We start from the raw sequence: 19976 nt of genomic DNA on the forward strand, positions 1-19976 counted from the left end.
CCCCGTGAGCACTCCCGCAGTCGGCGTCCTCGCCCTCCAGGGCGACGTACGCGAGCACTTCGCCGCGCTCGCGGCGGCGGGCGCACGGGCGCGCGCCGTGCGGCGGCCCGAGGAACTCGCCGAGGTCGACGGTCTGATCATCCCGGGCGGCGAGTCGACGACGATCTCCAAGCTGGCCGTCGCCTTCGGCCTGATGGAGCCGCTGCGCGAGCGCGTACGGGCCGGCATGCCGGCGTACGGCTCGTGCGCGGGCATGATCATGCTCGCCGACAAGATCCTCGATCCCCGCTCGGGCCAGGAGACCGTCGGCGGCATCGACATGATCGTGCGCCGCAACGCGTTCGGGCGGCAGAACGAGTCCTTCGAGGCGCTCCTCGACGTCGCCGGAATCGAGGGCGGCCCGGTCGACGGCGTCTTCATCAGGGCGCCGTGGGTCGAGTCGGCCGGCGTCCGGGCCGAGACGCTGGCGGCCTACGACGGGCATCCGGTCGCGGTGCGCCAGGACGCCCTGCTGGCGACCGCGTTCCATCCCGAACTTACCGGCGACCACAGGGTGCACGCGCTGTTCGTGGACATGGTGCGCGACGCGCGCGCCTGACCACGCGGGCGCGGGGAACGGGCGGGACGCGGGGCGGTCAGCACGCTGAGTCGCTGACGGTAGGATCTCCGCGTCGGTTCATGTCGGTGACGTCGAAGGAGCGAGGCTGTGTCCGGCCACTCTAAGTGGGCAACCACCAAGCACAAGAAGGCCGTGATCGATGCCAAGCGCGGCAAACTCTTCGCCAAGCTGATCAAGAACATCGAGGTCGCGGCCCGTACCGGAGGTGCCGACCCGGACGGCAACCCGACCCTCTACGACGCCATTCAGAAGGCGAAGAAGAGCTCGGTCCCCAACAAGAACATCGACAGCGCGGTCAAGCGCGGCGCCGGTCTCGAGGCGGGCGGCGCCGACTACGAGACGATCATGTACGAGGGCTACGGCCCCAACGGCGTCGCGGTGCTCATCGAGTGCCTCACGGACAACCGCAACCGCGCGGCCTCGGACGTACGCGTCGCGATGACCCGCAACGGCGGCTCCATGGCCGACCCGGGCTCGGTCTCCTACCTCTTCAACCGCAAGGGCGTCGTGATCGTCCCCAAGGGAGACGACGGGCTCTCCGAGGACGACGTGCTGACCGCCGTGCTTGAGGCCGGAGCCGAGGAAGTCAACGATCTCGGTGAGAACTTCGAGGTCATCAGCGAGGCCACCGACCTGGTCGCGGTGCGCACGGCCCTGGTCGACTCCGGCATCGACTACGAGTCGGCCGACAACAGCTTCCTGCCCAGCGTGCAGGTGCCGCTGGAAGAGGACGGCGCCCGCAAGATCTTCAAGCTGATCGACGCGCTCGAGGACAGCGACGACGTGCAGAACGTGTTCGCCAACTTCGACGTCGCCGACGACATCATGGCGAAGGTCGACGCCTGAGGCCGCACGGGCCGCCCGTCCACCGGCTCTGCCGCCGTCCACCACGTGCGCCGCGCTGCCGCTGCCCGCAACTGCTTCCAGGATCGGGGCTGTTCACGCACCCGCGCCGGTACGCCGCGGCGGGTTTGTCGGCGCCTGCCGATAACCTGCGGGAACACAGTCGGAGCCGCAAGCGTGAGCGAGGAGGACGGGCGTGCGTGTGCTCGGTGTCGACCCGGGGCTGACCCGCTGCGGCCTCGGAGTCGTCGAGGGAGCCGCCGGCAGAGCGCTGACGATGAGGGCCGCCGGCGTCGTGCGCACACCGGCGGACGTGCCCGTCCCCGAGCGGCTCGTGCTGATCGAGCAGGGCATCGAGCAGTGGCTGGAGCGGCACGACCCCGAAGCCGTCGCCGTGGAGCGGGTGTTCAGCCAGCACAACGTCCGTACGGTGATGGGCACCGCGCAGGCCAGCGCGGTCGCGATGCTGTGCGCCGCGCGCCGCGGCCTGCCCGTCGAACTGCACACGCCCAGCGAGGTCAAGGCGGCCGTGACCGGCACGGGGCGCGCGGAGAAGGCACAGGTCGGCACCATGGTCACCCGCCTTCTTCGGCTCGACGCGCCGCCTCGTCCCGCCGACGCCGCCGACGCCCTGGCGCTGGCCATCTGCCACATCTGGCGCGCCCCCGTGCAGCAGCGTCTCAACCGCCTCCAGCAGGCGCAGGCGCAGGCACACGCGAGGCACGCGGGGGTCTCCCCGCCGGCCCCGAGTGCCGCCGCCCGCACGGCAGATGACGCAGGACGAGCCCCGAAAGGCACCGCGTGATGATCGCCTTCGTCTCCGGCACCGTCGCCTCGCTCGCCCCCGACACCGCGGTGGTCGAGGTGGGCGGCGTGGGCATGGCCGTGCAGTGCACACCCGGCACGCTCGCGCGGCTGCGCGTCGGGCGGCACGCCAAGCTGGCCACCTCCCTTGTCGTACGGGAGGATTCGCTGACTCTCTACGGGTTCGACGACGAAGACGCCCGGCAGACCTTCGAGTTGCTGCAGACGGCGAGCGGAGTCGGGCCGCGCCTCGCCCAGTCCATGCTCGCCGTGCACTCGCCGGACGCGCTGCGGGCGGCCGTCTCGAGCGGCGACGAGAAGGCGCTGACGGCCGTGCCCGGCATCGGGAAGAAGGGCGCGCAGAAGCTCCTCCTGGAGTTGCGTGACCGCCTCGGAGAGCCCGTCTCCGGTGCGGCGGCGCACCTTCCGGGGCAGGGAGCCGGGGCGCAGGACGGCGGCGGCTGGCGCGGTCAATTGCACTCGGCGCTCGTCGGGTTGGGGTATGCGACGCGGGAGGCGGAGGAGGCCGTCGCGGCCGTCGCACCGCAGGCCGAGGAGGCCCTGGCCGCCGGCGCGGAGCCGCCCGTCCCGCAGCTGCTGCGCGCCGCCCTCCAGACGCTGAACCGGGCCCGCTGAGATGGGGGCGGCAGCGCTCGGCACGGCGCGCACCACCGGCGGCGGCACGCGCACGCGCGGCGCCGGTACGCGGACACCCGGCAGCACGGGCACACACAGGGGCGCGCGCCGCCCCGCGCACCACCACGGGCGGAGGCGGACGCTTTGAGCGGCGAGGAGTACGGCAGCGCGGGGGCGGCGGCCGACGGCACCGACCGTCTCGTCGGCCCCGACGCGGAGAGCGAGGAGAGCGCCGTCGAGGCGGCGCTGCGCCCCAAGGAACTCGGCGAGTTCATCGGCCAGTCGAAGGTGCGGGAGCAGCTCGACCTCGTGCTCAAGGCCGCCCGCCGGCGGCAGGGCACCGCCGACCACGTCCTGCTCTCCGGTGCCCCGGGCCTCGGCAAGACGACCCTCTCCATGATCATCGCCGCGGAGATGGGCGCCCCGATCCGCATCACCTCGGGCCCGGCCATCCAGCACGCCGGCGACCTGGCGGCGATCCTCTCCTCGCTCCAGGAGGGCGAGATCCTCTTCCTCGACGAGATCCACCGGATGTCGCGGCCCGCCGAGGAGATGCTCTACATGGCGATGGAGGACTTCCGCGTCGACGTGATCGTCGGCAAGGGGCCCGGCGCCACGGCCATCCCGCTGGAGCTGCCGCCCTTCACCCTGGTCGGCGCCACCACGCGCGCGGGGCTGCTGCCGCCGCCGCTGCGCGACAGGTTCGGGTTCACCGCCCACATGGAGTTCTACGAGCCGGAGGAGCTGGAACAGGTCGTGCACCGCTCGGCCCGCCTGCTGGAGCTGCGCATCGACGCCGAGGGCGCCGCCGAGATCGCCGGCCGCTCCCGCGGCACGCCCCGCATCGCCAACCGTCTGCTGCGCCGCGTGCGGGACTACGCCCAGGTCAAGGCGGACGGCGTCATCGACCGCGAGATCGCCTCCAGGGCCCTGAGGGTCTACGAGGTCGACGAGCGGGGCCTGGACAGGCTGGACCGCTCCGTCCTCGGAGCCCTGGTCAAGCTCTTCGGCGGCGGCCCCGTCGGCCTGTCCACCCTCTCCGTCGCGGTGGGGGAGGAGCGGGAGACGGTGGAGGAGGTGGCCGAGCCCTTCCTCGTACGGGAGGGGCTGCTGGCCCGCACACCGCGCGGCCGCATCGCCACCCCGGCGGCATGGGACCACCTCGGACTTGCCCGTCCTGCGCAGGCCCCGCACTCCCCGGCGGGCACGGGCCAGCAGGGGCTCTTCGGTGAGTGACGCGGAAGGACTGGCCGGCCAGGAACCCCAGTGCAGCGCTTGACGTTGTTCCATTGGCGAGGGCTCGCTTAGACTCCGCCGACGCCGTCCCTTACGGGCGGCCCGCCCACCCCGAAATCCAGGCCGCCTCAGACGCGGTCGTGCGAAGGACTACCTCCCGCCGTGAATATCGTTACTCTCCTCCCCTTCATCGTTCTCATCGGGGCCATGTTCCTGATGACCCGGTCCGCCAAGAACAAGCAGCGCAAGGCCGCGGCCATGCGTGACGCGATGACGCCGGGCACCGGTGTCCGCACGATCGGTGGCATGTACGCCACCGTCAAGGAGATCCGCGACGACACGGTCCTCCTTGAGGTGGCTCCCGGCACGCATGCTCTCTACGCCAAGAACGCCGTCGGCGCCGTACTCGAGCAGGAGGAGTACGAGCGGATCGTGAGCGGCGCCTCCCCCGACCTCGGCCTCGGCGAGACCGTCGTCCCGGACGACGCCTCCTCCCTCACCTCGGACGACGAGGACGCAGAGGGCTCCAAGGTGGACTTCGCGAAGTCCGCCGACGAGGACGACGACGAGACCGCTGCCGCCGCCGACGCGAAGAGCGCCGCCGAGGCGGACACGAAGGACGAGACGGCCAAGGGTGACGACCAGCCCGAGGACGTCAAGCGGAAGGGCAGCGACTCCGAGTAAGGTCGGCGCCGCCGGGCCACTGACCGGGCCCGGCGGCGGAGCACGTCCGCAGACCATCTGTGCGCCGCGTGGCGGCCCCACTCAACTCCTGGGCCGGCACCGGCTGCTGGGACAGGAGAGACGAGAAGGTGGCAGCACCGAAGAAAGGCCGCAGGAGCCCGGGCGCGCACGCGAAACCATGGCGCTCGCTGACGTTGATCCTGCTGGCCCTGGTGGGCCTGACCGGGGGAATGTTCTTCTCCGGCCACACCACGCCCCGGCTCGGCATCGATCTCGCCGGTGGCACGAGCATCACCCTCGAGGCGAAGAACCAGCCGGGCAAGCCGGACGCGATCAACCCCACCAACATGAACACCGCCGTGGGGATCATCGAGCGGCGTGTCAACGGTCTGGGCGTGTCCGAGGCCGAGGTCCAGACCCAGGGCGACCGGCACATCATCGCCAACATCCCCCGCGGCACGAACGAGAAGCAGGCCCGCGAGCAGGTCGGTACGACCGCCAAGCTGGCGTTCCGACCTGTGCTGACGTACATGCCGACCACCAAGCAGCCCCAGCCGCCGCAGCAGTCGCCCTCGCAGTCCCCTTCCAAGTCGCCGTCGCAGTCCGGCGAGAAGCAGCAGGGTGAGAAGCAGCAGGGCGAGCAGAGCCGGCAGGGCAGCAGCCAGGGCGACCAGGGCCGCGCCGTCACCGACGCCCTCAAGGCGAAGGCCGCGCCCGCGGACGGCAAGCCCAGTCCGAAGCCTGACAAGACGAAGCCGCCCACCACTCCGCCGCAGGCGCAGCAGCCTCCGGGCGTCCCGCCGGAGCTGGCGAAGAAGCTTCAGAAGCTGAACTGCAACGGCAAAGAGGCCAAGGCCAAGGTGAGTGAGCGGGCCTCGGCCGCCAAGTCGAGCGAGCCGGTCCTGGCGTGCGACGCCAAGGAGAAGGTCAAGTACGTGCTGGGGCCGGTCGGCGTCGAGGGCAAGAACGTCACAGACGCCAAGGCCCAGTTCGACCAGCAGCGCGGCCAGTGGATCGTCACGATGTCCTTCGACGGCAAGGGATCGAGCGACTTCGGCGACACCACCGGCAAGCTCGCCAAGAAGCAGCAGCCGCAGAACCAGTTCGCGATCGCGCTGGACGGCGAGGTCGTCTCCGCGCCCTCCGTGAGCCAGCGGCTGACGGCCAACGCGGAGATCTCCGGCAGCTTCACCCAGGAGTCCGCCGAGGAGCTGGGCAACATCCTCTCCTACGGTGCGCTGCCCCTGACCTTCGAGGAGTCGGACGTCACGACGGTGACCCCGGCGCTCGGCAGCGAGCAGCTCAACGCCGGCATCATCGCGGGCGCCATCGGGCTCGGGCTCGTGGTGGTGTATCTGGTCGCGTACTACCGGGGGCTGTCGCTCATCGCGATCCTCAGCCTCCTCGTCTCCGCGGTCCTCACGTACACGATCATGTCGCTGCTCGGCCCGGCGATCGGCTTCGCGCTGAACCTGCCGGCCGTGTGCGGTGCGATCGTCGCCATCGGCATCACGGCGGACTCCTTCATCGTCTACTTCGAACGGATCCGCGACGAGATCCGGGAGGGGCGCACGCTCCGGCCCGCCGTCGAACGCGGCTGGCCACGTGCCCGGCGCACGATCCTGGTCTCCGACTTCGTGTCCTTCCTCGCCGCTGCCGTGCTCTTCATCGTCACGGTCGGCAAGGTGCAGGGCTTCGCGTTCACGCTCGGCCTGACCACGCTGCTCGACATCGTCGTGGTCTTCTTCTTCACCAAGCCGCTGATGACGCTGCTGGCCCGTACGAAGTTCTTCTCCAGCGGCAACGCGTGGTCCGGTCTCGACCCGAGAAGGCTGGGCGCCAAACCTCCACTGCGCCGCGGGCGACGCACGTCCGTCATCGGCACCGACCCGAAGGAGGCATGAGATGTCGCGACTCGGCAACATCGGTGCCCGGCTCTACCGCGGCGACGTCGGCTACGACTTCATCGGCAAGCGCAAGCTCTGGTACGGCGTCTCCATCCTGATCACGATCACCGCGATCGTCGGCCTGGTGGTGCGCGGCCTCAACATGGGCATCGAGTTCCAGGGCGGCGCGGTGCTCACCACGCCGAAGACGACCGCCTCCGTCCAGCACACCACCGAGCTGGTCGAGAAGGACTCCGGGCGCCAGGCCATCGTCCAGAAGCTGGGCAACGGCGGCATGCGGATCCAGATCGCGGGTCTGGACACGGCCAAGTCCTCGGACGTGAAGGAGTCCCTCGCCGACGACCTCAAGGTCGACTCCAACAAGATCGACACCCAGCTCGTCGGGCCGAGCTGGGGCGAGCAGATCGCCAACAAGGCATGGCTGGGCCTGGGGATCTTCATGGTCCTCGTGGTGATCTATCTGGCCATCGCCTTCGAGTGGCGAATGGCCCTCGCCGCGCTCATCGCGCTGATCCACGACATCACGATCACGGTCGGCATCTATTCGCTCGTCGGCTTCGAAGTCACACCGGGAACCGTCATCGGTCTGCTGACGATTCTCGGTTATTCGCTCTACGACACCGTCGTCGTCTTCGACAGCCTGAGAGAGAGCAGTCGCAACGTCACCAAGCAGACCCGCTACACCTACAGCGAGATCGCCAACCGCAGCATCAACGGCACCCTTGTGCGGTCGATCAACACGACCGTCGTGGCGCTGCTCCCCGTCGCGGGGCTGCTCTTCATCGGTGGCGGCTTCCTCGGCGGCGGGATGCTCAACGACATCGCGCTCTCGCTCTTCGTCGGCCTCGCCGCGGGCGCGTACTCCTCGATCTTCATCGCGACGCCGCTCGTCGCCGACTTCAAGGAGCGCGAGCCCCAGATGAAGGCGCTGGCCAGGCGCGTGCGCACCAAGCGCCTCAAGCACGAGGACCGCGAGGGCCAGGACGAGTCCTCGGAGGACGGACATGGCCCGCACGACGGCATCCCGGGCCCCGGCAACGGCAGCGTCATCCCGGACGCCGAGGGCGCCGCGACCGCGGGCGCCGGAGTCGTCGGTCCGCGCGGCCGGAGCGAGTCCTCCGGTTCCAGGGCTCAGCGCCGCCAGCCGTCCTCGCGCAACCGCAGCCGCAACCGTCCCTCCGGAAAGCGCAGGTGAACGCGTGACAGCCAGCACGAGCGAGCCGGAGGCCACAGTTCCCCCGGCCGTACGGGACATGCTCCTCGGCCGCATCCGGGACGTGGCGGACTACCCGGTGCCAGGCGTGACGTTCAAGGACATCACGCCGCTGCTCGCCGACCCCGAGGCGTTCTCGGTGCTCACCGACACCCTCGCGAGCATCTGCGTGCAGCGCGGCGCCACCAAGGTCGTCGGCCTGGAGGCCCGCGGGTTCATCCTCGCCGCTCCGGTCGCCGTGCGGGCGGGCCTCGGCTTCATCCCCGTACGGAAGGCCGGCAAGCTTCCCGGCGCGACCCTCGCGCAGTCCTACGAGCTGGAGTACGGCACAGCCGAGATGGAGGTCCACGCCGAGGACCTCGTCGCGGACGACAGGGTGCTGATCATCGACGACGTCCTGGCGACGGGAGGCACGGCCGACGCGGCCCTGCAACTTGTACGGCGGGCCGGAGCGCACGTCACCGGCATAGCGGTCCTGATGGAGCTCGGCTTCCTCGGCGGCCGGGACCGGCTGAAGCCCGCGCTGCGCGAAGCCCCATTGGACGCGTTGGTCACGGTCTGACCACGAGCGGACGCCACAGGGCGGTCAGCCGCTACGTTCTCCCCAGGAGACGCGGGTGACCGCCCTGAGCTGTGCCCTCACCACCGGCCGCGGGCAGGGTCACCGCCAAGGTCGATACCATGGCAGTCCGAGCTGGGGTCCAACGAGGAGTGCTCTTGCCAGACGAGGCCGAGCCGTACACCGCCGCACAGCGTCACGACGCCGAGCCCGGCGGGCCCGGCGCCGTCGCCGCGGCCACGGACGAGCCGGCTCACGAGAGCACGAACGGCGCGGAGCAGGCGGCGGCCTCCCAGCCCGGTGAGCGCCGTGGCTCCCGCCCCCAGGGCGGCCAGGCGCGCGGCACCCGCGGCAAATCCGCCGACGGCGGCAAGGCTGGCCGCGCACCCGACGCCTCCGCCACGGCGGTCGACGACCGCGGCGGCCCCGCCCCCGCACAGGCGGCGGACGGAAAGGCGCAGAGCGAGCGTGTGGCCCCCGCCCGCGCGGTGTCCGGCGTCTCGGGCCGCTCCGGCTCCTCCAACCGCGTACGGGCGCGCCTCGCCCGCCTCGGCGTCCAGCGCTCCAGCCCCTTCAACCCCGTTCTGGAGCCGCTGCTGCGGATAGTGCGCGGCAACGACCCGAAGATCGAGTCCGCGACCCTCCGCCAGATCGAGCACGCCTACCAGGTCGCCGAGCGCTGGCACCGCGGCCAGAAGCGCAAGAGCGGCGACCCGTACATCACGCACCCGCTCGCCGTGACCACGATCCTCGCCGAGCTGGGCATGGATCCGGCGACGCTCATGGCGGGCCTGCTGCACGACACCGTCGAGGACACCGAGTACGGGCTGGACACCCTCCGCCGCGACTTCGGCGAGCAGGTCGCCCTCCTCGTCGACGGCGTCACCAAGCTCGACAAGGTCAAGTTCGGCGAGGCCGCGCAGGCCGAGACCGTACGCAAGATGGTCGTCGCCATGGCCAAGGACCCCCGGGTGCTGGTCATCAAGCTCGCCGACCGGCTGCACAACATGCGCACCATGCGCTATCTGAAGCGGGCGAAGCAGGAGCAGAAGGCCAGGGAGACCCTGGAGATCTTCGCCCCGCTCGCGCACCGGCTGGGCATGAACACCATCAAGTGGGAGCTGGAGGACCTGGCTTTCGCGATCCTCTACCCGAAGATGTACGACGAGATCGTGCGGCTCGTCGCCGAGCGGGCACCGAAGCGGGACGAGTATCTGGCCGTCGTCACCGACGAGGTCCAGGCGGACCTGCGCGCCGCCCGCATCAAGGCCACCGTCACCGGCCGCCCGAAGCACTACTACAGCGTCTACCAGAAGATGATCGTCCGCGGCCGGGACTTCGCGGAGATCTACGACCTGGTCGGCATCCGCGTCCTGGTGGACACTGTCCGCGACTGCTATGCGGCGCTGGGCACCGTCCACGCCCGCTGGAACCCGGTCCCCGGCCGGTTCAAGGACTACATCGCGATGCCGAAGTTCAACATGTACCAGTCGCTGCACACGACGGTCATCGGGCCCGGGGGCAAGCCCGTCGAACTCCAGATCCGCACCTTCGACATGCACCGCCGCGCCGAGTACGGCATCGCCGCGCACTGGAAGTACAAGCAGCAGGCGGTCGCCGGCGCCTCCAAGGTGCGTACGGACGCCCCGAAGGGCACCGGCAAGGGCGACGAGCACGTCAACGACATGTCCTGGCTGCGGCAGTTGCTCGACTGGCAGAAGGAGACCGAGGATCCGGGCGAGTTCCTGGAGTCGCTGCGCTTCGACCTCTCCCGCAACGAGGTCTTCGTCTTCACGCCGAAGGGCGACGTCATCGCGCTGCCCGCGGAGGCCACGCCCGTCGACTTCGCCTACGCGGTGCACACCGAGGTCGGCCACCGCACCATCGGCGCCCGCGTCAACGGCAGGCTGGTGCCGTTGGAGTCCACCCTCGACAACGGCGACACCGTCGAGGTCTTCACCTCCAAGTCCGCCGGCGCGGGGCCCTCCCGCGACTGGCTGGGCTTCGTGAAGTCACCTCGCGCCCGTAACAAGATCCGCGCGTGGTTCACCAAGGAGCGCCGCGACGAGGCGATCGAGCAGGGCAAGGACGCCATCGCCCGCGCGATGCGCAAGCAGAACCTGCCGATCCAGCGCATCCTCACCGGCGACTCCCTCGTCACCCTCGCCCACGAGATGCGCTACGCCGACATCTCCGCCCTCTACGCCGCCATCGGCGAGGGCCACATGTCGGCGCAGAGCGTCGTGCAGAAGCTCGTGCAGTCCCTCGGCGGGGAGGACGCCGCCAACGAGGACCTGGCGGAGACGGCCCCGCCCATGCCGCCGCCCACGCGCCGCGCCAAGCGCCGTACGACCGATCCGGGCGTCGTCGTCAAGGGCGTGGACGACGTGTGGGTCAAGCTCGCCAGGTGCTGCACGCCCGTGCCGGGCGACCCCATCATCGGCTTCGTCACCCGCGGCAACGGCGTCTCGGTGCACCGTACGGACTGCGTCAACGTCGACTCCCTGACGAAGGAGCCCGAGCGGATCATCGACGTCGAGTGGGCGCCGAGCCAGTCGTCGGTCTTCCTCGTGGCCATCCAGGTCGAGGCGCTGGACCGCTCGCGGCTGCTCTCCGACGTGACGCGCATCCTCTCCGACCAGCACGTCAACATCCTTTCGGCGGCCGTGCAGACGTCGCGGGACCGGGTCGCCACCTCCCGCTTCACCTTCGAGATGGGCGACCCCAAACATCTGGGGCACGTGCTGAAGGCGGTGCGCGGCGTGGAGGGCGTCTACGACGTCTACCGGGTCACCTCGGCGCGCAGGCCGTCCTGACCGCAGTCCCGGTCTCCCGATCGCCGTCCGTCAGCCGCCGAACTCCTCCAGCCCCTTCAGAGCCTGGTCCAGCAGCTCCTGACGGCCCGCCAGCTCCTTCTCCAGCTTCTCCGCCTTGGCGGTGTTCCCCGCCGCACGCGCCTTCTCGGCCTGGCCGCGCAGCTTGTCGACCGCGTCCTGGAGCTGCCCCGTCAGACCCGCGGCGCGCGCCCTCGCCTCGGGGTTCGTACGGCGCCACTCGGACTCCTCGGCCTCCTGGATCGCCCGCTCCACCGCATGCATGCGGCCCTCGACCCTTGCCCGGGCGTCGCGGGGCACATGACCCACCGCGTCCCAGCGCTCGTTGAGCGCGCGGAAGGCGTTGCGGGCGGACTTCAGATCGCTGATGGGAAGCAGCTTCTCGGCCTCGTCGGCCAGCTCCTCCTTGCGGGCCAGATTCTCCCGCTGCTCGACGTCGCGCTCGGCGAAGACCTCGCTGCGGGCCTGGAAGAAGACGTCCTGCGCGCCGCGGAAGCGCTGCCAGAGGTCCTCCTCGTGCTCCCGCTGCGCACGCCCCGCGGCCTTCCACTCCTGCATCAGATCGCGGTACTTGGCGGCGGTGGGGCCCCACTCGCGGGAGTCGGAGAGGGCCTGGGCCTCGGCCACCAGCTTCTCCTTGCGCTGACGGGCCTCCTCGCGCTGCGCGTCGAGCTGCGCGAAGTGGGCCTTGCGCCGCTTGGAGAAGGCCGAACGGGCATGGGAGAAGCGGCGCCACAGCTCGTCGTCCGTCTTGCGGTCCAGCCTCGGCAGGCGCTTCCAGTTCTCGACGAGGGCGCGCAGCCGTTCGCCGGCGGCCCGCCACTGCTCGCTCTGCGCCAGTTCCTCGGCCTCGGCGACCAGCTCCTCCTTGGAGTGGCGGGCCCGCTCGTTCTGCTGGGCCTTCTCCGCCTTGCGCTCCTCGCGGCGCTTCTCCACCGTCTCCGTCAGGGCGTCGAGCCGCTTGCCGAGCGCCTCCAGGTCGCCGACCGCGTGATGCGCGTCGACCTGCTCCCGGAGGTGTTCGATCGCGGTGGTGGCGTCCCTCGCGGACAGATCGGTGGTCTTCACGCGCCGCTCAAGGAGGCTGATCTCCACGACCAGGCCCTCGTACTTGCGCGTGAAGTAGGCGAGCGCTTCCTCCGGGGAGCCTGCCTGCCACGATCCGACGACCTTCTCGCCGTCGGCTGTACGCACGTAAACGGTCCCCGCCTCATCGACGCGGCCCCACGACGGGTCGCTGCTCACAGCGCCTCCTCCACAAGATGCCCAGGCTGGGTGCGGGCCCCCCGGCATCGTCCACAGATCTCGTCATTGCCAACATAGGCGAACGTCGCCCGCGCTGTCCGCATGCGGACGGAGCGAAATTGTGCACGCGAAGGGCACTGTGCGTATACGGCTGTGCCGGTCAGGACTTGCGTACGGTGGCCCGCTCGATCACCACAGTCGCGTTGGGCCGGGTGTTCCCCGTCTGCGGATCGGGGGTCGATCCGGCCTTGGCGATCTTCTTCAGCACGTCCATGCCCTCGGTGATCTTTCCGAACGGCGTGAAGTCGGGCGGGAGCTCGGTGTCCTCGAAGACCAGGAAGAACTGGCTGCCTCCCGTGTCCCTGCCCTTCTTGGTCTTCGCGTCGTATCTGTTCGCCATCGCGACGGTGCCCGCCGGGTAGGTGCCGCCCTTCACGCGCGGATCCTTGAGGTTCTCGTCCGGGAGCGTGTAGCCCGGGCCGCCCTTCCCGGTGGCCAGCGGGTCGCCGCACTGGAGGACGTGGATGCCGCCGTCGACGAGGCGGTGGCACGCGGTGTGCTCGAAGAACTTCTCCCCGGCCAGGAAGCGGAAGGAGTTGACCGTGTGCGGTGCCTTCGAGGCGTCCATGTCGATGCCGATGTCGCCGCACGTCGTCTTCAGGGTCATCGCGTACGTCGCGGACTCGTCGATGTCGAGGGCGGGCTCCTTGTCCCACTTCTTGCCGTTCGGCTTGCCTTCGGCGGGCTTGTCGCACGGGTCGGAGGCCTTGCTGGGAGAGGGCCGGTCGCCCGCCGCCTTGTCGCGCGAGGAGTCTTTCTTCTCGTCGCCGCCGAGGCCGCCCGACGCCGCGTAGGCCGCGCCCGCCCCGAGCACCAGCACCGCGGCGAGGGCGATCCCGATGTTGCGCAGCCGTGCCCGCCGCCTGCGTGCCGCCCGTCTCTCCTGCTGCCTCAGGTACTTCTCGCGTGCGAGCTGCTTCCTGCGCTGTTCGCTGCTGACCACGGGGGGCTTCTCCTTCGGGTCCTTCGCGCCGTGCGTGCGTGGGGATGCATGCGTACGTACCAGAGTCCGGCCGTGACGTACACGGGTTCGCGGCGCCGTGGCCGCCGCCGGTAGGCTGTGACGAGCCTGATCGGCGGGGGCGGACCGCCCGGATCGCCGCAGGCCCGCGGCCGGCTCCGGGCAGGGCAGCCCGTCCGCCGCTGACCGACTTCCGGACGAATGAAGGACGATCGTGCTCGTTGCCGGGTTCCCCGCCGGGGCCTGGGGGACCAACTGCTATCTGGTCGCCCCCGCCGCCGGCGAGGAGTGCGTGATCATCGACCCTGGCCACCAGGCCACCGAGGGCGTCGCGGAGGCCGTCGCCAAGCACCGGCTGAAGCCGGTCGCCGTCATGCTGACCCACGGCCACATCGACCACGTCGCGTCGGTCGTGCCGGTGTGCGGCGCCCACGGGATGCCCGCCTGGATCCACCCCGAGGACCGCTACATGATGAGCGACCCGGAGAAGGCCCTGGGCCGCAGCATCGGGCAGCCGTTGATGGGCGAGCTGACCGTGGGGGAGCCGGACGACGTCGAGGAGCTCGCCGACGGGTCCACGCTGCGGCTCGCGGGGCTTGAGCTGACCGTCACGCACGCGCCCGGCCATACCAAGGGGTCGGTGACGTTCCGGATGCCCGAACAGGCAGATGTGCCGCCGGTGTTCTTCTCGGGCGACCTGCTCTTCGCCGGCTCCATCGGACGCACCGACCTTCCCGGGGGCGACCACGAGGAGATCCTTCAGTCGCTGGCGCGCGTGTGCCTGCCGCTGGAGGACGAGACCGTGGTGCTCTCGGGGCACGGCCCCCAGACGACCATCGGCCGGGAGCGCGCCACCAATCCGTTCATGCGGGAGGTGGCCGCCGGGCCGGGCGGCGGCGGTACGAGCGCCGCCGCCCCGCGACGAGGAATGTGACGAGACCTTCCGTGACCACCTTCAAGGCCCCCAGGGGCACCTACGACCTCATCCCGCCGGAATCCGCCGACTTCCTCGCCGTGCGGGAGGCGCTCTCCGCTCCTCTGCGCCGCGCGGGCTACGGATACACCGAGACACCGGGCTTCGAGCAGGTCGAGCTCTTCGCGCGCGGCGTCGGCGAGTCCACCGACATCGTCACCAAGGAGATGTACACCCTCACCACCAAGGGCGGCGACGAACTCGCCCTGCGGCCCGAAGGCACCGCCTCCGTGCTGCGCGCCGCCCTCCAGGCGAACCTCCACAAGAGCGGCAACCTCCCGGTCAAGCTCTGGTATTCGGGCTCGTACTACCGGTACGAGCGCCCGCAGAAGGGCCGCTACCGGCACTTCTCGCAGGTCGGTGCCGAGGCGATCGGCGCCGAAGACCCCTCGCTCGACGCCGAGTTGGTGATCCTCGCGCACGACGCGTACCGCTCGCTCGGCTTGCGCGACTTCCGCGTCCTGCTCAACTCGCTGGGGGACAAGGAGTGCCGGCCCGTCTACCGCGCCGCCCTCCAGGAGTTCCTGCGCCGCCTCGACCTCGACGAGGACACCCGCGCCCGGGTCGAGATCAACCCGCTGCGTGTGCTGGACGACAAGCGGGAGAGCGTGCAGCGGCAGCTCACGGACGCGCCGATGATGCGCGACCACCTGTGCGAGGCCTGCAAGTCGTACCACGAGCAGGTGCGCGAGCTGCTGACGGCGGCCGGCGTCGGATACGAGGACGACCCGCGGCTCGTGCGTGGCCTCGACTACTACACGCGCACCACCTTCGAGTTCGTGCACGACGGGCTCGGCTCGCAGTCCGCCGTGGGCGGCGGCGGCCGCTACGACGGGCTCTCGGAGATGATCGGCGGTCCGGCACTGCCGTCCGTCGGCTGGGCCCTCGGCGTCGACCGCACCGTGCTGGCGCTGCGTGCGGAGGGCGTCGAGCTCGAACTGCCCTCCGCCACGGACGTGTTCGCCGTCCCGATCGGCGACGAGGCGCGCCGGACACTCTTCCGAGTGGTCACGGAGCTGCGCAGGGGCGGTGTCGCGGCCGACTTCGCCTACGGCGGCAAGAGCATGAAGAACGCCATGAAGTCCGCGGACCGCTCCGGCGCGCGCTTCGCGCTGCTGGTCGGGGAGCGGGACCTGGCTCAGGGCGTGGCGCAGCTGAAGGATTTGCGCAGCGGTGAGCAGACCGCCGTACAGCTCGACGGGGTGGTGGCCGAGGTGGCCGCGAAACTCCGCTGACCGTGCGGGCCTTGGTGCACAATGAGCGGCACACGGGGCAGAAGACGACCGACGACGGGATCAAGGGCTTATGACCATGACGGCACCCCTCGACGACGCTCGCACCGGTGTGGACGAGCCTTCCGGGAGCGTCGTCGGCGCCGGCCGTGCCTTCGCCTGGATGCTGCTTGTCACAGCGGCCGCGGGCCTTCTGGCGTCCTGGGTGATCACCCTCGACAAGATCAAGCTGGCGGAGAACCCGGACTTCACGCCCGCGTGCAGCCTCAACCCGGTGATCTCCTGCGGCAGCATCATGAAGAGCGCGCAGGCCGAGGCATTCGGGGTGCCGAACCCGATGATCGGCCTCGTCGCGTACGCGGTCGTGATCTGCGTCGGGATGAGCCTGCTCACCGGGGCGCGCTTCCCCCGGTGGTACTGGCTGACGTTCAACGCGGGCACGCTCTTCGGCGTCGGATTCTGCACCTGGCTCATGTACCAGTCGCTGTACGACATCGGCGCCCTGTGCCTGTGGTGCTCCCTCGCCTGGGTCGCCACCATCGTCATGTTCTGGTACGTGACGGCGCACAACGTGCGGCACGGCTTCCTGCCGGCGCCCGCGCCGGTGCGGGGCTTCCTGGAGGAGTTCCCCTGGGTCTTGCCGGCGCTGCACATCGGCGTCATCGGGCTGCTGGTCCTGATGCGCTGGTGGGAGTTCTGGACGGGCTGAGGCGGGCGAGGGCGGCCGGGAGCCGGTTGTCAGACGGTTGATTTAGGGTTCCTGGCGTGGAACCCGACCTGTTCACCGCGGCCGCAGAGGAACGTCAGGCGCAGGATCCGTCCGCCAGCCCCCTGGCAGTGCGGATGCGCCCGCGCACCCTCGACGATGTCGTGGGCCAGCAGCATCTGCTGCGCCCCGGCTCCCCGCTGCGCCGCCTCGTCGGCGAGGGCGGAGGCGGCCCCGCCGGGCCCTCCTCCGTGATGCTGTGGGGGCCTCCGGGCACCGGCAAGACGACGCTCGCGTATGTCGTCAGCCAGGCCACCGACAAGCGCTTCGTCGAGCTCTCGGCCATTACGGCGGGGGTGAAGGAGGTGCGGGCGGTGATCGAGAGCGCTCGGCGCTCCTCCGGTGCGTACAGCAAGGACACCGTTCTCTTCCTCGACGAGATCCACCGCTTCAGCAAGGCCCAGCAGGACTCCCTGCTGCCCGCGGTGGAGAACCGCTGGGTCACGCTGATCGCCGCCACGACGGAGAACCCGTACTTCTCGGTGATCTCGCCGCTGCTCTCGCGCTCGCTGCTGCTCACGCTGGAGGCGCTCACCGAGGAGGACGTGCGCTCCCTGATCCGCCGCGCCCTCGAAGAGGAGCGCGGCCTCGGCGGCTCGGTCACGCTTCCTCCGGAGGCGGAGGGCCACCTGCTGCGCATCGCGGGCGGCGACGGCCGGCGCGCCCTGACGGCGCTGGAGGCGGGCGCGGGCGCCGCCCTCGCGAAGGGCGAAACCGCCGTCACGCTGGCCACGTTGGAGGAGGCGGTCGACAGGGCGGCGGTCACCTACGACCGCGACGGCGACCAGCACTACGACGTCGCGAGCGCCCTGATCAAGTCCATCCGCGGCTCGGACGTCGACGCCGCGCTGCACTATCTGGCGCGGATGGTCGAGGCGGGGGAGGACCCCCGCTTCATCGCCCGCCGCCTGATGATCTCCGCGAGCGAGGACATCGGCCTGGCCGACCCGACGGCCCTCCAGACGGCCGTGGCCGCGGCCCAGGCCGTCGCCATGATCGGCTTTCCCGAGGCGCGCATCACGCTCGGGCACGCGGTCGTCGCCCTCGCCCTGGCCCCGAAGTCCAACGCCGCGTACATGGCTGTCGACGCGGCCCTGGCCGACGTGCGGAACGGGCTCGCGGGCCCCGTCCCGCCGCATCTGCGCGACAGCCACTACCAGGGCTCCAAGAAGCTCGGCCACGGCGAGGGCTACCAGTATCCGCACGATCTCCCCGGCGCCATCGCCGCCCAGCAGTACGCGCCGGACGCGATCCACGGCAAGCGCTACTACGAACCGACGCGCTACGGCGCCGAGGCCCGCTATGCGGAGGTGGCCGAGCGCGTACGGGAGCGGCTGCGCGGCACGGGGGCGGTTCCGGCACAGGAGTCACCGCAGAGCACGAGCACGGAGCCGCACAAGTCACCCGAGGACTGAGCGCCGCACGGCGGGGTGCGGGCGCCCAGCCCGTGCCGGCCGGCCCCGCTACTCCGCCGCCGCCTCGAAGAGCAGACGCATCGCCCGCCTCAGCTGAGCCACATCCTCGACCGGGTCCGGGAATTCGAACCTCGCGTCGAAGCACGCGCCCGCGGGCTGCCCCTCGATGCCGCAGAAGCGCACCCGCATTCCGTACCGGTCCACGGACAGGGGCACCGCCCGCGCGCCCGCGGCGGCGCACGCGGGCCCCGGCTCGCCCAGCAGCCCGCAGAGCGTGCGCATCTGATCGTCGTGCGAGGAGGCCAAGTGCTGGAGCAGTTCGGCCTCGTGGGGCGCCATCGGGTCGGGCGCCGCCGCCGCGAAGTCGTCGGGTTCGACGGCCTCCGCGCCCCACAGGTCGTCGACGTACGCCTCGCCGACCTCCAGCCGCAGCAGCAGCCACGCCACGTCGGCCGCGGGCGGCCCGGACGGGTGCCGCTCCGCGATCAGCCGCGAGAGAGCGGCCCGTTCCCCGGCCTCGACGGCGCTGAGCCAGCCCGCGATCCAGGCCCGCCCGCGCACGCGGTGCGGAACCGCGACGGGTGCCACGTCGGTGATTTCCATCACCGCGGTGACCTCGTCGCCGCTTGCGCGCCCCGCGAGTTGAGCGGCGGGCGACGAGGCGGGGACCAGGAGCACCACGTCGCCGTCGTCCGTGACGGCGCGGGCCTCCGGGGAGCCGTGTCCGGGCGGAGCGGGGTCCGCGGCCCGGGCCGCCGGAATGTCCAGCACGGCCGATACGCTGGATTCCACGAGGGTTCGTACGCGCTCCGCGGCAGTGGGTGCCCGGACGTCGTCCACGGGACGCGGCTGTCCCCGGTCGGTATCGGTGCCGGAGCGGGGAATCCCAGGTCGAAACATACGTTCTCCTCCGCTAAGGTAAGCCTCACCTAACTTACATGGAGGTCCGTTCCGTGAACCAGTCGCGTCCCAAGGTCAAGAAGTCGCGTGCCCTCGGCATCGCGCTGACCCCGAAGGCCGTGAAGTACTTCGAGCACCGGCCCTACCCGCCGGGCGAGCACGGCCGTGGCCGCAAGCAGAACAGCGACTACAAGGTCCGGCTGCTGGAGAAGCAGCGGTTGCGTGCCCAGTACGACATCAGCGAGCGCCAGATGGTCCGCGCCTACGACCGCGCCCGCAAGACGGACGGCAAGACCAGCGACGCGCTCGTCATCGAGCTGGAGCGCCGCCTCGACGCGCTCGTGCTCCGCTCCGGTCTGGCCCGCACCATCTACCAGGCCCGGCAGATGGTCGTGCACGGCCACATCGCCGTGAACGACCGGAAGGTCGACAAGCCCTCGTACCGGCTCAAGCCGGACGACGTGGTGCAGGTCCGCGAGCGCAGCCGCACCAAGCACCCCTTCCTGGTCGCGCGCGAGGGCGGCTACGCCCCCGACGGCGAGACCCCGCGCTATCTGGAGGTCAACCTGGAGGCGCTCGCCTTCCGGCTGGACCGCACGCCCAACCGCAAGGAGATTCCTGTGGTTTGCGACGAGCAGATGGTCATCGAGTACTACGCACGCTGAGCCCTGGCGCGTCACAGGCGCGCCAGAAGCACGCCGGCACGGCCCGCCTGCCACCGCGTGCGCCGGGCATTCCGCCCAGCGCCGGCACGGCGGGCCGCCGCGTACTCCGAGGAGGCGCGGCGTGCGGGTGCGCACCTCAACCGCCGCTGCGGGTCGGCAGGTTCACCGGGTGCCCGTGGGCGGCCGGGTCGAGCGTCCCGTCGCCACCCGTCCAACCCGCGTGCCGCGCAAGCCCGTTCGGGTCCCCGCACCCGCCGCGGAACCGTCCGCCGTCGCCGGCGCGCATGCGCTCCGGCGACGGAGCGCACACCGTCCCTCCTGCTCCGATGCCGTCGTTTATGCGGTACGAAGCGGCCCCGCCGGCGCGATAGGCTCGGGCTCACAGCCGCCGCTGCCCGGGCCCGGGTCCGGGCACCGGATGCGG

Annotated in this window: 18 protein-coding genes; 15 read left to right on the forward strand and 3 right to left on the reverse strand. The window is 71.0% G+C overall.

Annotation, left to right across the window (positions count from 1 at the left end; all coding sequences use genetic code 11):
• Positions 1-4 precede the first annotated feature (4 nt).
• From pdxT to QQM67_RS10235, 10 genes are all read left to right on the forward strand, one after another.
• Complete coding sequence (gene pdxT, locus QQM67_RS10190; protein ID WP_314173364.1) at positions 5-598, forward strand: pyridoxal 5'-phosphate synthase glutaminase subunit PdxT; 594 nt, start codon at positions 5-7, stop codon at positions 596-598.
• A 108-nt stretch (positions 599-706) separates the two neighbouring features.
• Positions 707-1465, forward strand: a complete 759-nt coding sequence (locus tag QQM67_RS10195; RefSeq protein ID WP_314173365.1) for a YebC/PmpR family DNA-binding transcriptional regulator — start codon at positions 707-709, stop codon at positions 1463-1465.
• 193 nt (positions 1466-1658) lie between these two features.
• Positions 1659-2267, forward strand: coding sequence for a crossover junction endodeoxyribonuclease RuvC (gene ruvC / locus QQM67_RS10200; protein WP_314173366.1), 609 nt, complete (start codon positions 1659-1661; stop codon positions 2265-2267).
• The gene (gene ruvA, locus QQM67_RS10205) at positions 2267-2902 is read left to right on the forward strand and encodes a Holliday junction branch migration protein RuvA (protein WP_314173367.1); all 636 of its coding nucleotides are present in this window, start codon (positions 2267-2269) and stop codon (positions 2900-2902) included. Before ruvC ends, ruvA begins: the two co-directional genes overlap by 1 nt.
• A gap of 144 nt (positions 2903-3046) precedes the next feature.
• The gene (ruvB, locus tag QQM67_RS10210) at positions 3047-4138 is read left to right on the forward strand and encodes a Holliday junction branch migration DNA helicase RuvB (RefSeq protein ID WP_314173368.1); all 1092 of its coding nucleotides are present in this window, start codon (positions 3047-3049) and stop codon (positions 4136-4138) included.
• A 162-nt stretch (positions 4139-4300) separates the two neighbouring features.
• A complete protein-coding gene (gene yajC, locus QQM67_RS10215; RefSeq protein WP_314173369.1) occupies positions 4301-4822 on the forward strand; it encodes a preprotein translocase subunit YajC in 522 nt (173 codons plus the stop codon).
• Positions 4823-4950: 128 nt separating this feature from the next.
• Positions 4951-6726, forward strand: a complete 1776-nt coding sequence (secD, locus tag QQM67_RS10220) for a protein translocase subunit SecD (protein WP_314173370.1) — start codon at positions 4951-4953, stop codon at positions 6724-6726.
• 1 nt (position 6727) lies between these two features.
• On the forward strand, positions 6728-7924 hold the full coding sequence (gene secF, locus QQM67_RS10225; RefSeq protein ID WP_314173371.1) for a protein translocase subunit SecF: 1197 nt from the start codon (positions 6728-6730) through the stop codon (positions 7922-7924).
• Between the two features lie 58 nt (positions 7925-7982).
• The gene (locus QQM67_RS10230) at positions 7983-8504 is read left to right on the forward strand and encodes an adenine phosphoribosyltransferase (protein ID WP_314173759.1); all 522 of its coding nucleotides are present in this window, start codon (positions 7983-7985) and stop codon (positions 8502-8504) included.
• 149 nt (positions 8505-8653) lie between these two features.
• Positions 8654-11317, forward strand: a complete 2664-nt coding sequence (locus tag QQM67_RS10235) for a RelA/SpoT family protein (RefSeq protein WP_399066066.1) — start codon at positions 8654-8656, stop codon at positions 11315-11317.
• A 30-nt stretch (positions 11318-11347) separates the two neighbouring features.
• Here the strand turns inward: QQM67_RS10235 and QQM67_RS10240 are convergent, their stop codons facing one another.
• Both QQM67_RS10240 and QQM67_RS10245 read right to left on the reverse strand, forming a co-directional pair.
• The gene (locus QQM67_RS10240) at positions 11348-12580 is read right to left on the reverse strand and encodes a DUF349 domain-containing protein (RefSeq protein ID WP_314173373.1); all 1233 of its coding nucleotides are present in this window, start codon (positions 12578-12580) and stop codon (positions 11348-11350) included.
• Positions 12581-12740: 160 nt separating this feature from the next.
• Positions 12741-13583: a peptidylprolyl isomerase gene (locus QQM67_RS10245; RefSeq protein WP_314173374.1), complete on the reverse strand. Its 843-nt coding sequence runs from the start codon at positions 13581-13583 to the stop codon at positions 12741-12743.
• Positions 13584-13815: 232 nt separating this feature from the next.
• Between QQM67_RS10245 and QQM67_RS10250 the strand changes: the two genes are divergently transcribed.
• The 4 genes from QQM67_RS10250 to QQM67_RS10265 all read left to right on the forward strand — a co-directional run bounded on the left by QQM67_RS10250 (position 13816) and on the right by QQM67_RS10265 (position 17987).
• Positions 13816-14535 (forward strand): MBL fold metallo-hydrolase, encoded by a 720-nt coding sequence (locus tag QQM67_RS10250; RefSeq protein WP_314173375.1) that lies wholly within the window; start codon positions 13816-13818, stop codon positions 14533-14535.
• Positions 14536-14546: 11 nt separating this feature from the next.
• Positions 14547-15809, forward strand: coding sequence for a histidine--tRNA ligase (gene hisS, locus QQM67_RS10255; RefSeq protein WP_314173376.1), 1263 nt, complete (start codon positions 14547-14549; stop codon positions 15807-15809).
• A gap of 70 nt (positions 15810-15879) precedes the next feature.
• Positions 15880-16515, forward strand: coding sequence for a vitamin K epoxide reductase family protein (locus QQM67_RS10260; RefSeq protein ID WP_399066071.1), 636 nt, complete (start codon positions 15880-15882; stop codon positions 16513-16515).
• 56 nt (positions 16516-16571) lie between these two features.
• Positions 16572-17987 (forward strand): replication-associated recombination protein A, encoded by a 1416-nt coding sequence (locus QQM67_RS10265; RefSeq protein WP_314173378.1) that lies wholly within the window; start codon positions 16572-16574, stop codon positions 17985-17987.
• A 48-nt stretch (positions 17988-18035) separates the two neighbouring features.
• On the opposite strand, the gene QQM67_RS10270 is transcribed toward QQM67_RS10265, so the two are convergent.
• On the reverse strand, positions 18036-18755 hold the full coding sequence (locus tag QQM67_RS10270) for a DUF2470 domain-containing protein (RefSeq protein ID WP_399066361.1): 720 nt from the start codon (positions 18753-18755) through the stop codon (positions 18036-18038).
• Between the two features lie 170 nt (positions 18756-18925).
• Between QQM67_RS10270 and rpsD the strand changes: the two genes are divergently transcribed.
• The gene (gene rpsD / locus QQM67_RS10275; RefSeq protein WP_314173380.1) at positions 18926-19552 is read left to right on the forward strand and encodes a 30S ribosomal protein S4; all 627 of its coding nucleotides are present in this window, start codon (positions 18926-18928) and stop codon (positions 19550-19552) included.
• The last annotated feature ends 424 nt before the right edge of the window (positions 19553-19976 follow it).

It is taken from the genome of Streptomyces winkii (assembly GCF_032248595.1).
GTDB lineage: Bacteria > Actinomycetota > Actinomycetes > Streptomycetales > Streptomycetaceae > Streptomyces > Streptomyces winkii.

Coding starts and splice junctions, on each gene's coding strand:
- ruvA (WP_314173367.1), top strand. CDS start 2,267: ATGATCGCCTTCGTCTCCGGCACCGTCGCCTCGCTCGCCCCCGACACC.
- secF (WP_314173371.1), top strand. CDS start 6,728: ATGTCGCGACTCGGCAACATCGGTGCCCGGCTCTACCGCGGCGACGTC.
- QQM67_RS10230 (WP_314173759.1), top strand. CDS start 7,983: ATGCTCCTCGGCCGCATCCGGGACGTGGCGGACTACCCGGTGCCAGGC.
- QQM67_RS10260 (WP_399066071.1), top strand. CDS start 15,880: ATGACCATGACGGCACCCCTCGACGACGCTCGCACCGGTGTGGACGAG.
- rpsD (WP_314173380.1), top strand. CDS start 18,926: ATGGAGGTCCGTTCCGTGAACCAGTCGCGTCCCAAGGTCAAGAAGTCG.